Raw genomic sequence first — 13,453 nt, 5'->3', positions numbered from 1 at the left:
GCCCGTATCGCCGCTGGTTGTTTCTTCTCCGCCTCCGTGTACCGAACAGACAACCTTAACAGACATATCATGGTACGGAGTGACCGTATAAACCCCGTCATCCTTGCATAGACCGCTGTACGTTGCCTCATTACTGGCAATCGATATCTCTTCTGCATTCGGTGTCTCGGACATAACCTTAACTATAGTTGTTTCAAAATCTTTTCCGGAAGTGTATTTTTCAATCGTATATGCCGCTGTGATCTGCCTTCGCTCGCCAGAGCATTCAGTTTCTTTCGCTTTTTCGATAAAAGCATACGCAGAAAGGATCAATATCCCGGCAACAATACCTATTATAATTATGGTTATAAGCATTTCCACAATAGTGAACGCCCGTTGTTTTTTTAAAATATCATTATTGATTTTCATTTGTCAGGCACCTCGCTTTGCCATATTTCGGAATGCTGTGACAGATTTCATGTGCAAAGCCATTAATATATTCAGTTTCCAAATCATTTAAAAAACTCATCATTATACAGCGAACAATAAACTAAAGTACCCCACAATGTCAAGACACTAGTTTTTGTCCGCATCACCGGCCCGATGTACGTCGCTATTATTGATATTATATGCTATAATGTTTGCCATTATAGTCTTCTTTAATAGATATGGCTTGATTTGTGGTGATTTTGATCATACCCTTTAAAGGGCTTGCCTTTGCTATTCATCGTGCGGTTCTATATGTATTTTTTAAGGTTCAGATTGCTTTCCCGGGGGAAAGCGTAGTGGCTGTCCGATAAAAATCGATCTATGAAAGAAGGTGACAACATGCCGATTATACAATTTGACGGACCGGTGCTACCCAAAGAAAAGAAGGCTGAGCTTGTGGCGAAGCTGACACAGGTTTCAAAGGAAGTGTTAGGCATACCTGAGCAGGCGTTTCAGATTTTGATCAGGGAGAACAGCATGGATAACATCGGAAGCGGCGGCACTCTTTTGTCAGAGAAGCATAAATAGCAACAGGTAATATCCGGATGAAACAGGAACAGGCTGCTTATATCGATCAGGCAGCCTGTTCTGTTTGTCTATTCGGTATTGTGATCCCAGCCGTGTGATACCCCTCAGGCCCCCGACCTGGGGAGACAGAGATCAGAGGTTATACCTCCAGCCCTGCCTTATGGCCTTCTGCTACGGCTTCCAGCGCTTTCCTGACTTTGAGGGCATCGCCAATGGTTAAGATTTGTGGCACCTTTCCCTTAAGCTGCTCTGTCAGTATATCCACAGATTTGGCGCCGAGAGCCATCACTATGGTATCAGCGGGGCATATGGTGTTTTTAACCCCATCTGTATCAGCTACGATGCCGTTATCCAATATTTCCATAACATGTGCATTTGTATATATCCGTACCCCTTTTTCCTTTAGATCCTTCATAAGGAAGTATCTGACCGCGGCCTCTTCGTCCTTTGCGATCTGCGGCAGCATCTCGACAATAGTGACCTCTTTCCCGTGGTTTGCCAGATGATCCGCTGTTTCAGAACCGACCATGCCGCCTCCTATTACTATGACCCTATGACCTACATCAACTCTGCCCAATAGCACATCATTGGCATTTACCACATTCGGCTTATCCTTACCCGGGATATCGGGCACGAAGGGTTCCCCCCCGGTGGCCACTATCACAGCATCGGGAGATTCTTTTTCGACAATATCTGCGGTCAGTCCGGCATTGAAATGTATCTTGACACCATATTTCTTCATCTGATTATACTGCCAGACTATAAACATATCTATTTCGCCTTTGTTTGGCGGCATGGCTCCAATGGCATATTGTCCGCCAAGCCGGTCGGTCTTTTCGTACAGGTGAACTTCATGGCCGCGTTGAGCAGCTACCATCGAGGCTTCCATGCCGGCAGGGCCGCCTCCTGCAACAAATACCTTTTTTCTGTTTTTTGCAGGTTTTATAATAAACTCGGATTCCATGCCTATTGTCGGGTTTACGAGGCAGGTTCCGGGTCTCCCGCCGAACAGGTTGCCGATGCATCCCTGCAAACACCCTATGCAGTAGTTGATGTCATCAAACCTGCCCGCGGCCGCTTTATTGGGAAGGGCCGGATCTGCCAGCGAGGCTCTGCCCATGGCTGCAAAGTCAGCCTTGCCGGATGCTATTATTGTCTCTGCCATTATAGGATCATTTATCCTGCCAACGGTAATTACCGGTATTGAAACAACTTTTTTAACCTCTGCGGCAAAATCGGTGATCCATCCATGGCGTACGGCAGCCGGCGGTATAATTGCCTCTGTGCTGGCATAAACCCCAGCAGAAACGTGAATGGCATCTATTCCCGCATGCTCGAGCAATAGGGCGATAGATTTGGTATCCTCTATCGTTCTGCCTCCGGGTACGAATTCATCCCCGGAAATCCTGAATATTACAGGAAAATCGTTGCCGGCCTTAGCCCTGATGTCAGATATGATCTCCAGAGGGAACCGCATCCTGTTCATGAGACCGCCGCCGTATTCATCTGTTCTTTTGTTGGAATAAGGAGACATAAACTGGGCGATCAGATAGCCATGAGCTCCGTGTACCTCTACGCCGTCGAATCCGGCTTTTTTTGCCCGCAGCGCACAATCGCCGAATTTCCCCACGATTTCGCGAATCTCCCGTATGGTAAGTTCATGTGGTATTTCCTGGTTGGAGGGGCAGGGGATAGGCGATGGGGCCACCGGAGGCATTCCGATGACAAGATGGTTTGTCTGCCTGCCGGCATGATATATCTGAGCTACTATCTTGCTGCCGCACTTATGTATTCTTTCAGTGAACTTAAAATGGCTTTCTATCTGCCTATCTTCCCAAAGCCCCGGAATATTGGTAAATCCCTTGCCCCTTGGATCCACAGCATAATCTTCTGTGATTATAAGCCCCCAGCCTCCCATCGCCTTTGCCTCATGGTAAGCGGCGAACTTCTCTGTGGCTGTGCCGTCACTGTTGCAAAAATTCATCACCATAGCCGGCACGATTAATCTGTTGGGAATATCCATTTTACCTATCCGCATGGACGAAAAAACGTTTTTTAACATTATGCATCCCCCTTATTTTGTACTTTACCCAGTTATCATTATATCATCGGATGTAATATCCTATGTCAGTATAATAAGAAGACTTCCTTCACGGCGATTTTTTTGATTGCAATCACCGTTCAGGAAGTCTTCTATGTTAAAGCCCATGCCTATAAAAGGGCTTATAATTTCTGGTGGAGATAAGGGGATTCGAACCCCTGACCTCTTGAATGCCATTCAAGCGCTCTCCCAACTGAGCTATATCCCCGAAAGCTATCAGTTTCCGTCGAACATGGGCAATTATACTGATTAGTCATTGTGGTGTCAATACTATGATAAACCTATGAGAATACTTGCCATATCTGAAAAAATCAAAAAACAACACGCGCTTGGTATGTTTATATTTTTACTGTTATTTTTTATGCATGCCGCCACTGCCTCCGCAATGACGCGAGCTGAATTGCTTCCAAAGATTTTCGATGCCCTGGGTCACACGGTGCCGATGGAGTATTTTTCCGAAGAAGACGGAGCAGTGACTAAGGCCTTTGCGACAAGGCTTGCCCTTGAGGCTATGGGCTGGGGCTTTGAGATTTCCATGTACGACCAGATAACGATGCTGCCCGAGTGGAGCGATAAAGACCCTCTCTCTGAGATCGCGGCCAACATGGTCCCGCCCGTGCCCAAAGAGATCCGTTCCGCTTTTTATGAGCCATTCACAGAGCAGGATATAGCTGTATTAACCGATTGGCTCAAGCAATGTTCAAAGAGCGCGGCATGGAAGGCATCGTTTAAATCCGGAGACACGGAACTTATAATAATAAAGCACGGCGTAGGTGATCCTGCAGGTCCAGTCAACGGCGATATCAAGAAAGGCGTCAACGAGCCTATGTATGCCGCTGTGCTTGTCATCGACATGGAGAAAGTCCCATGCCAGATCGCGACAGCGGTGATGATAGGGGCGGACAAGGCGCCGCTTGGGACTATAGCCGCAGAGAATTATGGGGTTATCGGCGGGATCAACGGCGGTTATTTTGCCGGAGCTAAGCCCATCGGCGTGCTCCGTCGTCAGGGCTACACCGACAACGCAAGGTTCTGGCCTAAGCGATCGGCATTTGGCTGGAACGATAAGGGAGAGACGATATTCATAGATGGAAAGGAAGTTGCGGATATAGAAAAAGACAGCCGGCTCGACAAATACACGGAGATGCTTCAGGCCGGGCCACTGTTGCTCAAGAACGGTGAAATCGTCGACAACACGGAAAATATACAGGATAATGTTCTCAGCCTGCGCCATCCGCGCACACTTGTCGGAACTGACGGCAAACATATCATGTGGGCCGTTGTTGACGGTCGTGATAATATGCACAGCGTGGGCACCACGATAGATGAGACACGCAAGTTCTGCCGATGGCTTGGGATGAAGACGGCACTGAACCTTGACGGCGGGGGGTCGAGTTCCTTGTGGTGGCGTGGCATGACGTTTACAAAGCCTAGCAACAGCCGGGATTCCGAACGTCCTATCCCGTATGCGGTCCTTATGTTTGAGCAGGGGTATGGAGTCAGGCAATAAAAGATCTGTGCCGCTGCCGATAAAAAAGAGGCTCCGGCACATGTTTTTGTATGCGGAAGGGTTATTTTCCCAGCCGAAGCAAGCATATCGAATCAGGGGGATTTATAACATGGCACATGGAGGCTATTCGTCACTCAGGATCAATGGCGGGCGTCTTGAAGAATCCATCAGGATCATGGGTCAGATCGGGTTCGATCCGGCAACGGGCGGGCGAACGAGGCTTGCTCTGACTGATGAGGACAAGGCGGGGCGTGATTTATTATGCGGATGGATGAAGGATGCCGGACTTGAGGTCCGCATAGATGAGATCGGCAATATTTTCGGGATCAGGCAGGGGGGGCTGCCGAATGCCCTGCCTGTGATGATGGGCTCCCATATAGACACGGTGCGTGACGCAGGCATGTTTGACGGTGTTTACGGTGTGCTTGGCGCTCTTGAGGTGATCCGCACGCTGAATGACAATGGCATAAACACGGAGAGGCCGCTCGTTGTCGCTGCTTTTACAAATGAAGAGGGGGCGCGCTTCCAGCTTGACATGATGGGGAGCATTTTCTACACGGGAACGAAGCAGCTGGCGGAACTCTATGCTGTTGCCGACGACCTCGGCATCAAGGTCGGAGATGAGTTGCGGCGCATCGGCTATTGCGGGGACCAGACCGTCCCGTCCGGGAATTATTTTGAACTCCACATAGAGCAGGGGCCTAAACTTGACGCCGAGGGGATACAGATAGGCGTGGTGGAGGGCATTCAGGGGCTTGCATGGTGGAAGGGCGAATATGTCGGCGAATCAAACCACGCCGGTTCTACCCCGATGGATATGCGCAAAGACGCCCTGCTTGGAGCTGCGTCGCTTGCGCTCAAAGTTGAAGAGCTTGCGGCGGAGATCGGGAACGGCAGCGTTGCGACTATGGGAAGGATCAGCCCTGATCCAGACATTATAAATATAGTCCCGGGAAAGTGTTCATTCACAATTGATTTCCGACAGTATGATCCAAAGCTTCTTGAAGAGGGCAAACAGCGCATTGAAGATCTGATCGTTTCATGTGCGGCTGAACGCGGTCTTGAATATAAATTTGAAAAAATCGTTGAAGTCGCGCCGGTCATCTTCAACAGCGAGATGGTCTCTCACATTGAAGCGAAAGCTCTTCAGCTCGGCCTGACCGTAAAGCGCATGTACAGCGGGGCGGCGCACGACGCGCAGTTTCTCTGTTCCGTATGCCCTACAGCTATGATTTTTGTGCCGTCATTCAATGGGCGAAGCCATTGCCCTGAGGAGTGGACGGATTTCGGCGATGCGGAGAACGGATGCAACGTTCTTCTGCAATCTGTCCTTGAACTGGTATAATCTAAATAAGAATCAGATTCTTAATCTCTTGTGCTGAAAGGAGTGCCATAAATGAACCAAATAATGACACAGACATTAAAGATACTAGATCCTGATATATACAAACTGACAGCGGATGAGCTCGGCAGGCAGCGCGTCCATGTCGAGCTCATAGCCTCGGAGAATTTTGTGCCCCGCGCTCTGCTTGAGATACAGGGTTCCATTCTGACGAACAAATATGCCGAGGGGTATCCGCACCATAAATATTACGGCGGCTGCCAGTATGTGGAGGCAATAGAAGAAATAGCGATCCAGCGAGCATGCAGGCTATTCGGTGCAGATCATGCAAATGTCCAGCCGCATGCCGGCGCCAGTGCCAATCAGGCTGTCTTCTTTGCGACGGTGGACCCCGGAGACACAGTCCTCTCAATGAAGCTTGACCACGGCGGACATCTTTCACACGGACATCCGGTTAACTTTTCGGGGCGTTTCTACAATATAGTCGGATACGGCGTGAGCCGCGAAACGGAGACTATCGACTATGACGAGGTTGAACGTTTGGCGAAGGAAAGCAGGCCTAAACTGATAATTGCCGGTGCAAGCGCATACCCGCGTTTTATTGATTTTGCCCGGTTTCGTGCCATAGCTGACGAAGTCGGGGCAGTGTTGCTTGTTGATATGGCCCATATCGCAGGTCTTGTCGCAGGAGGAGTTCATCCGAACCCGATGCCGTATTCCGATTTTGTAAGCTCCACGTCGCATAAGACGCTTCGCGGGACGAGAGGCGCGTTTGTCCTCTGCAAGGAGAAATATGCCCAGCTGCTTGACAAAACTGTTTTCCCCGGAATACAGGGCGGTCCGCTTGTCCAGTCTATAGCGGGAAAGGCTGTAACGTTCATGCTGGCCGGGACCGAAGAGTTCAAACAGTATTCGGCCCAGGTCGTAAGCAACGCCGCGTCATTTGCAAAGGCGCTGACAGACAGGGGTTTCCGCCTTGTCTCAGGTGGTACGGACAACCATCTCATACTGCTTGATCTCCGCTCGCGCAGCATCTCAGGCAGGGAAGGCGAGACGCTGCTTGGCGAAGTCGGGATAACCTGCAACAAGAATATGATCCCATTTGACCCGGCGAAGCCTATGGTCACAAGCGGCGTGCGCCTCGGAACGGCGGCCGTAACTACGCGCGGCATGAAGGAAACACAGATGGAAATAATTGCGGAAGCGATAGACACAGTACTTTCGAACCCGAACAACGAGACTATAAAGAAAGAAGTAAGGGCTCGCATGTCAGCACTCACTGAGGAGTTCCCGCTATATCCGGACCTTGTGCAGCCCTGGGCTAATTAATGGGTGAAAAAATTTATGCATTAGACTTTAACAACGAAGAATGGGTCAAATGGCTCGAGGAAGAGCTGCAGCAGCCTAAATTCCGCGCAGACCAGATCTGCGGATGGATGTGGCAGAGGCATGTATTTGATGTCGGACAGATGACTGACCTCTCGGTCCGGCTGCGTGAACTTCTTGCGCAGCGGGTCGATTTCAGCGTGCCTGTACTCGTGAAAGAGCAGCGTTCCAATATAGACGGAACGAGGAAATATTTATGGCAGCTGCGTGACGGAGAGAGCGTTGAGTCTGTGCTGCTGAAACAGGGAGACAGACTGACAGCATGTATATCGACGCAGGTTGGCTGTCCGCTGCAGTGTACGTTCTGTGCTACCGGGCTCTCAGGATATGTCAGAAGCCTCTCAGCCGGTGAAATAGCGGGACAGTTCCTGGCAATGGAAAAAGAAGTTGAACGCGATATAAACAATGTCGTCTACATGGGGATGGGAGAGCCGTTTCTGAACACAGACAACGTATTGAAGTCGATACGTATGCTCAACAGCCCTAAGATGAGAAACCTCGGCATCCGCCATATCACTATCTCAACCTCCGGTGTGATCCCGGGGATACGCGAGCTTGCGAATTCCGGGCTTGGAGTGAAACTCGCTGTTTCGCTCCATGCAGTGAATGATGAGCTCAGAAGCATGCTCATGCCTGTCAACCAGACATTCCCTGTAGATGAGCTGCGCATGGCTATGCAGGAATATCAGAAGATAACCGGAGACAGATTAACGATAGAATATGTGCTCTTTGGCGGGATAAACGACAGCGTGGAGCATGCGCGCGAGCTAGTGCGCTACCTTAAGGGGATACATGTGTTCATCAACCTGATCCCGTTCAATGCGGTTGACGGACGTTATGAAAAACCCAAGCCGGAGAACGTTTTAAGATTCCGCACGATTCTGGAGACGGCCGGATTTGAATCGGAAATACGCCAGGAACAGGGATCTGACATCGATGCTGCCTGCGGCCAGCTTAGGAGAAAGACCATGACCGGCGAACCGTGTGCGCTTGAACCTAAGGCATATATCGGGAAACAGGCTGTTAAAAAGGAAACCGACCCGGCTCCGGCAAGAGCTCACCGCAGCCGGGCCGGCATCCGCGGCGAACCGCGCCCGCAGGAAGCAGGCGGGGCAAAAAGGATGAGTGATGCGACGCGCAGCGGATCAGATCCAAAAGAGATAACAAAAAAACCTTCCGGGGGATTTGTCGAAGAACGCGGCGGGCGAAGGGCGCCGGTCTCCCGCGATAAGCGCGGCAAGACAGACAGGCCGGCACAGGAACGCTATCGCAGCGGCAGGATGAAGGAAGAGCGCCCGAAATACAGAGGTCAGGGCGAGGGGACGGAGCTTGAAGCCGGGGGTAAAACAGAGCATCCCCGCAAAGAAGTAAAAAGAAGTCCTTCCGGCTACAAACCCCGCGACGGCAAGCCGGAGGATGGCCGCGGGACGCGCGGCGAACGTCCGGCATATAAGGTACATGACAAGGGTGCCGAGCCGGAGCGCAGTGAATACAAAATCCGTGACGGTAAATCCGCATCCCGGCACGGAGAGAAAAAATCTGATTCCCGCGGCAAGAAGGCTTCTCCGAAGACCCGGAGCGGAGCGAAACCTTCAAAGGGGTTGCGCAAAGCTCCGGTAAGAGGCGTATCTAAAACTAAAAGACCGCCTAAGAAATCCTTATAGGAGGAATAGAATGAGACTGCTTGCCCTTCTCTTATTGGGTACCCTGATTTTCGGTTTTGCCTTTCCGGCTGCGATAATGCTGATCGGTCTCTTTGGCCTCCTGATTTTTGCTGCCATGATATTCGGCCTGCTCAGGGGGGCCACATTCAGTATCTATACGAACCGCAAGGGGCATGATCCTTTTGCGGCTGGGTCACGCCCGGAGAGTACTCCCGACAACCCGGAGATCATCGATGCCCCCGAAAGTGCCTATTATGAGCCATCTCAAGAGCCGATCGATCCGGATGATGAGGCGGAAGGCGAAGTTGTGGAGTTGCCGGCAACTGCGCTGAGAAAAGAGGAGAGCGAGGATAAGGCGCCCAATAATACAGGAAACTGATACATTCACGGTAAATTTCCATAAGCATTTTACAGGATGCCATCAGCAGATTGATACACAAGTCGGGCGGATCTTTTTCAGATACGCCCGACTTTCGTGAAAGATCCGCAAATATTTGACAAACAGGCCTGCTATATCCCCCTGAGTATTGTATCCTCACGTCCGACTCCGACTCCGATAAGGACTACAGGGATGCCGGTGTGATCTTCAATGAAGCGCACATAATCCTGTGCGTTCTGCGGGAGCTCTTCAAAGCTGCGGCAGACGCTGATATCCTCTTCCCACCCGGGAAGCTGCTTAAATACAGGGTGTGCTTTGGAGAGATCTGAACAGCTGCTTGGAAAATGTTTCTGTATTTTGCCGTTTATCTCATATGCTGTACATACCTCTATCTCGTCAAACCCTGAGAGCACGTCAAGCTTTGTGAGAGCGATACAGTCAAGTCCGTTGATCTTTACCGCGTAATCAACGGCGACGAGGTCGTTCCAGCCGCAGCGCCTTGGGCGTCCGGTCGTCGCACCGTACTCACCGCCTTTTGTGCGGAGCATTTCGCCAAGCGATCCTTTGTCCTCTGTCGGGAACGGACCTTCTCCTACCCTTGTGCAATATGCTTTTGTAACTCCTATGACTCTGTCTATGCGTCCAGGGCCGATGCCTGCTCCGGTGCACGCACCCCCGGCGCATGGGCTTGAACTTGTCACGAAAGGATATGTTCCATGGTCCACGTCAAGCAGTGTGCCCTGAGCCCCTTCAAAGAGGACGTTTGCTCCCGACCGCAGTGTATTGTCGATCTCAAGAAATGCATCGCCGAGCATAGGTTTCAGCCTTCCGCCCCATTCAAGAGCGGTGCTGTATATATTTTCGAAATCCAGCGGCTCCGCGCCGTATATCTTTGTCAGTATCTCATTTTTCAGCTTGATGTTGAGAGTGAGTTTTTCCTTCAGAATATCAGGATTTGTAAGATCTTCAGCCCTTATTCCAACGCGCTCGAACTTGTCGGAATAGCATGGCCCTATGCCGCGTCCCGTGGTGCCTATCTTCTGGTCGGATGCGCGCGCTCCCTCTGAAAGCCTGTCTATCATTTTGTGATATGGCATGACGATGTGCGCGCCGTGGCTGACAACAAGACGCGCAAGTTCCTTACCGCGGGCCTTAAGTCCGTCCAGTTCCTCAAAAAGGGTCTCCGGGTCAAGTACGACTCCGTTGCCGATGAGGCAGACCTTATCCGGATAGAGTATCCCGGACGGCAGAAGGTGAAAGACATATTTTTCATCTTTGACCACGACAGTATGCCCCGCATTAGCTCCGCCCTGATAACGGACGACGATGCCCGCGTCTCCTGCAAGCGCATCAACGACCCGTCCCTTGCCCTCGTCTCCCCACTGGACCCCTAAAACCACATCTGTGCGACCCTTCATATTGAGCACCTCTTCGAATATACATTTGTATGGGAAAATATTGCTTACATTGATTAAAATACAGGAAATATTGTAACCTACATTGTGTGTATTTTACAATAGGCAAGGCATTATTTTTCGCCTTCGATCAACTTGAGTTTTTTGTCGCGTTTAAGGTTTTTTATTGCGATTTCTCTTGACAATGCCGCTTCTTTTGACGCGAATGATTCTGAATGGACCAACATGACCGGCCGGCGTCCGCGTGTATATTTTGCGCCTGTGCCGTTGTTGTGCGCAGCTATTCTTTTTGCAACATCAGTAGTCCAACCCGTATAAAGCGACCCGTCGGAACATTTTATAATATACACGAATACCGTCATATAGAATAGCTCTCGGTTGAGGTATCATCATCTATCTGCTGCTGTTGCATGATGTCAACACCAAGCAGAAAGAGGAGTGTTCTGAAAAAAAATCCAGGGCTGAAACCGTCTGATCCTATAAAACCGTGCCACGTGCGTACGAACTCTGGAAAATGTCCTATGTTATTGAGCAGATCATAAGAGCCCGTGACTTTCGCGAGAAATCCGCCCCATACGGACAAGACCGAGATAAATCTCTCCAGACTTGATCCGCGGGAGATGCTGTTCTCCGAGTCTGCAGCAAAGCAGGGTGCAAAGGAAACGAAGACAATCAGGAAAACTAAAAACAGTGTCGTAGTTTTTTTGAGTTTCATTTACAGGCTCCTTACTGACAGCTTAAAACCAATAAATCTGTCGCTCCAAAACTAAAAGTCCTGCCCGATGCGGATTATCTGCCCGCAGATGCATGAGCCGGCCTGATTTATTCTACTGTAACGCTCTTGGCGAGGTTCCTTGGCATATCGATATCGCAGCCCCGCTGGCGTGCCACGTAGTATGCGAAAAGCTGAAGCGGCACTACTGCCACGAAGGGGAAGAGCTCGGGCTCGGTTTCGGGCGTGAATATTACGTTTTTGGAATAATGTCCGATCTCAGCGTCACCCTCGGTGGCAATCGCGATTATGGGAGATTTGCGCGCCATGGATTCTTCGATGTTTGATATTGTTTTTTCCCAGAGATCATTTTTGGGTACTAGTGCGACCACCGGCAGTTCCTTGTCAAGAAGCGCTATGGGTCCATGCTTCATTTCTCCTGCCGGATATGCTTCCGCGTGCAGGTAGGATATTTCTTTCAGTTTAAGCGCGCCTTCAAGTGCCGGCGGATATGCGAGCCCTCTCCCTATGAAGAAGAAGCCCCTTGCGTCGGCGAAATTACGCGCTATCCGGGCTATCTCTTTTTCCTCTGAAAGTATTTTCGCCAGCTTTGCCGGGATGTCCATCAGAGCTGATATGATCCTTTTCTCGGTCTTTGGCGGCAGCTCGTTCCTGAGTTTTGAAAGGTAGAGGCCAAGCAGCGTGAGGACCGTTATCTGGGCCATGAAGGTCTTTGTTGCAGCTACCCCTATCTCCGGCCCTGCAGGGGTCACAAGCGCATAGTCCACTTCGCGGTGTATGGTTGAGCCGCGCACGTTCGTTACTACGATGCACGTTGCCCCTCTGGATTTTGCAAGGCGAGCGGCCTGGAGAGTGTCGGCGGTCTCACCGGACTGCGAGACGAATATGGCAAGTGTATCCGGGCCGATAGGGATGTTCCTATAGCGATATTCCGACGCCACTTCAGTGCGGATCTCAAAATCCCCGAAAGTCTCCATAATTCTCGCCGCCACAATAGTTGCATAGTGTGATGTGCCGCATGCAACGAAGTGGATTTTTTTCCATTTCGCTATCTGTTCCGCCGTCCAGTCGAGCTCCTTGCTCAGGTCGACACTGTTGTCCGCGACGCGTCCCAGAAGTGTGCGCGTTACTACCTCCGGCTGTTCGTGTATCTCTTTGAGCATAAAATGAGGATAATCTCCGCGGGTGGTCATCGCCGCATCCCAGTCAAGGTGCATCGACTGTTTTTCATGTTCGACACCGTCGAAATCAAAGAATTTGCATCCCGTTTCGGTTATCTGTCCTATCTCATCGTCGTCCATAAACCAGACGTCGCGCGTATATTCGAGCAGCGCTGTCGGGTCGGAAGCACAGAAGCCCTCATTTCCCGCGTGGCCTACTACCAGCGGTGATCCCTTGCGCGCCACCCATATCTCATTGGGCTTGTCACAGAACATTATGACGAGCGCGAATGCGCCGCGGATACGATTTGTGAGCTGGACTATCGCGTCTTTTGGATCTCCTTTATAAACCCACCCGAGGTACTGCACCGCGGACTCTGTGTCTGTCTCGGTGTGGAATTTTATGCCCTTGGCTTCGAGCTCTGCACGGATATCGCGGGCGTTTTCTATTATGCCGTTGTGTACGAGCACAACACGGCCGTCGCTGCTCATATGCGGGTGTGCATTGTTCTCTGTTACCCCGCCGTGTGTTGCCCATCTTGTGTGACCTATGCCGAAGTCGCCTGTGAATTTTTCCTTTGCGACCTTCTCTGCAAGCTGGCAGACCCTTCCGATCGTGCGAAGCTCATAAATCTTGCCGTCTCTGATGACCGCGATGCCCGCAGAATCGTAACCCCTGTATTCATGTTTGGCGAGACCATCCAGGATAACTTTAGTAGTCTCCCTGCCCCCGATGTAACCCATGATTCCGCACATATATCTATCTC

Annotated in this window: 12 protein-coding genes and 1 tRNA gene; 6 read left to right on the top strand and 7 right to left on the bottom strand. The window is 50.7% G+C overall.

Annotated features, from left to right (window positions below; genetic code table 11):
* Positions 1–408, bottom strand: a 408-nt coding sequence (locus LLF78_03055; GenBank protein MCE5201475.1) for a prepilin-type N-terminal cleavage/methylation domain-containing protein, incomplete at its 3' end; no start/stop codon positions are given.
* A 399-nt stretch (positions 409–807) separates the two neighbouring features.
* Here LLF78_03055 and LLF78_03050 point away from each other — a divergent pair.
* Entirely contained in the window at positions 808–996 is a 189-nt protein-coding gene (locus tag LLF78_03050; protein ID MCE5201474.1) for a 4-oxalocrotonate tautomerase family protein, read from the top strand.
* 139 nt (positions 997–1,135) lie between these two features.
* Here the strand turns inward: LLF78_03050 and LLF78_03045 are convergent, their stop codons facing one another.
* On the bottom strand, positions 1,136–3,058 hold the full coding sequence (locus LLF78_03045; GenBank protein ID MCE5201473.1) for an FAD-dependent oxidoreductase: 1,923 nt from the start codon (positions 3,056–3,058) through the stop codon (positions 1,136–1,138).
* Between the two features lie 171 nt (positions 3,059–3,229).
* Positions 3,230–3,305: transfer RNA gene (locus LLF78_03040), tRNA-Ala, on the bottom strand.
* 192 nt (positions 3,306–3,497) lie between these two features.
* Here LLF78_03040 and LLF78_03035 point away from each other — a divergent pair.
* The 5 genes from LLF78_03035 to LLF78_03015 all read left to right on the top strand — a co-directional run bounded on the left by LLF78_03035 (position 3,498) and on the right by LLF78_03015 (position 9,378).
* A complete protein-coding gene (locus LLF78_03035) occupies positions 3,498–4,607 on the top strand; it encodes a phosphodiester glycosidase family protein (GenBank protein MCE5201472.1) in 1,110 nt (369 codons plus the stop codon).
* A gap of 109 nt (positions 4,608–4,716) precedes the next feature.
* Positions 4,717–5,952 carry a Zn-dependent hydrolase gene (locus LLF78_03030; GenBank protein MCE5201471.1) on the top strand — a complete coding sequence of 412 codons (1,236 nt, stop codon included), beginning with the start codon at positions 4,717–4,719 and terminating at the stop codon, positions 5,950–5,952.
* A gap of 63 nt (positions 5,953–6,015) precedes the next feature.
* Positions 6,016–7,278: a serine hydroxymethyltransferase gene (locus tag LLF78_03025; GenBank protein MCE5201470.1), complete on the top strand. Its 1,263-nt coding sequence runs from the start codon at positions 6,016–6,018 to the stop codon at positions 7,276–7,278.
* Positions 7,278–8,999 carry a 23S rRNA (adenine(2503)-C(2))-methyltransferase RlmN gene (gene rlmN / locus LLF78_03020; protein MCE5201469.1) on the top strand — a complete coding sequence of 574 codons (1,722 nt, stop codon included), beginning with the start codon at positions 7,278–7,280 and terminating at the stop codon, positions 8,997–8,999. The genes LLF78_03025 and rlmN overlap by 1 nt, the downstream gene beginning before the upstream one ends.
* Before the next feature lie 10 nt (positions 9,000–9,009).
* The gene (locus LLF78_03015) at positions 9,010–9,378 is read left to right on the top strand and encodes a hypothetical protein (protein MCE5201468.1); all 369 of its coding nucleotides are present in this window, start codon (positions 9,010–9,012) and stop codon (positions 9,376–9,378) included.
* Positions 9,379–9,509: 131 nt separating this feature from the next.
* Here LLF78_03015 and LLF78_03010 read toward each other — a convergent pair whose 3' ends face one another.
* The 4 genes from LLF78_03010 to glmS all read right to left on the bottom strand — a co-directional run bounded on the left by LLF78_03010 (position 9,510) and on the right by glmS (position 13,442).
* Positions 9,510–10,796 (bottom strand): adenylosuccinate synthase, encoded by a 1,287-nt coding sequence (locus LLF78_03010; protein ID MCE5201467.1) that lies wholly within the window; start codon positions 10,794–10,796, stop codon positions 9,510–9,512.
* A 110-nt stretch (positions 10,797–10,906) separates the two neighbouring features.
* On the bottom strand, positions 10,907–11,155 hold the full coding sequence (locus LLF78_03005) for a GIY-YIG nuclease family protein (GenBank protein MCE5201466.1): 249 nt from the start codon (positions 11,153–11,155) through the stop codon (positions 10,907–10,909).
* Positions 11,152–11,508, bottom strand: coding sequence for a hypothetical protein (locus LLF78_03000; protein ID MCE5201465.1), 357 nt, complete (start codon positions 11,506–11,508; stop codon positions 11,152–11,154). The genes LLF78_03005 and LLF78_03000 overlap by 4 nt, the downstream gene beginning before the upstream one ends.
* A 107-nt stretch (positions 11,509–11,615) precedes the next feature.
* The gene (gene glmS / locus LLF78_02995) at positions 11,616–13,442 is read right to left on the bottom strand and encodes a glutamine--fructose-6-phosphate transaminase (isomerizing) (protein ID MCE5201464.1); all 1,827 of its coding nucleotides are present in this window, start codon (positions 13,440–13,442) and stop codon (positions 11,616–11,618) included.
* Positions 13,443–13,453: the final 11 nt, after the last annotated feature.

This window comes from Synergistaceae bacterium (assembly GCA_021372895.1).
GTDB lineage: Bacteria > Synergistota > Synergistia > Synergistales > Synergistaceae > JAJFTP01.
Note: the sequence above shows the minus strand (reverse complement) of the source record. Positions and strands in the feature narration are given on the sequence as shown.

Bases quoted from the DNA above. Each gene is read 5' to 3' on its own strand.
- LLF78_03050 (MCE5201474.1), top strand. From the start codon at position 808: ATGCCGATTATACAATTTGACGGACCGGTGCTACCCAAAGAAAAGAAG.
- LLF78_03045 (MCE5201473.1), bottom strand. From the start codon at position 3,058: ATGTTAAAAAACGTTTTTTCGTCCATGCGGATAGGTAAAATGGATATT.
- LLF78_03030 (MCE5201471.1), top strand. From the start codon at position 4,717: ATGGCACATGGAGGCTATTCGTCACTCAGGATCAATGGCGGGCGTCTT.
- LLF78_03025 (MCE5201470.1), top strand. From the start codon at position 6,016: ATGACACAGACATTAAAGATACTAGATCCTGATATATACAAACTGACA.
- rlmN (MCE5201469.1), top strand. From the start codon at position 7,278: ATGGGTGAAAAAATTTATGCATTAGACTTTAACAACGAAGAATGGGTC.
- LLF78_03015 (MCE5201468.1), top strand. From the start codon at position 9,010: ATGAGACTGCTTGCCCTTCTCTTATTGGGTACCCTGATTTTCGGTTTT.
- LLF78_03010 (MCE5201467.1), bottom strand. From the start codon at position 10,796: ATGAAGGGTCGCACAGATGTGGTTTTAGGGGTCCAGTGGGGAGACGAG.
- LLF78_03005 (MCE5201466.1), bottom strand. From the start codon at position 11,155: ATGACGGTATTCGTGTATATTATAAAATGTTCCGACGGGTCGCTTTAT.
- LLF78_03000 (MCE5201465.1), bottom strand. From the start codon at position 11,508: ATGAAACTCAAAAAAACTACGACACTGTTTTTAGTTTTCCTGATTGTC.
- glmS (MCE5201464.1), bottom strand. From the start codon at position 13,442: ATGTGCGGAATCATGGGTTACATCGGGGGCAGGGAGACTACTAAAGTT.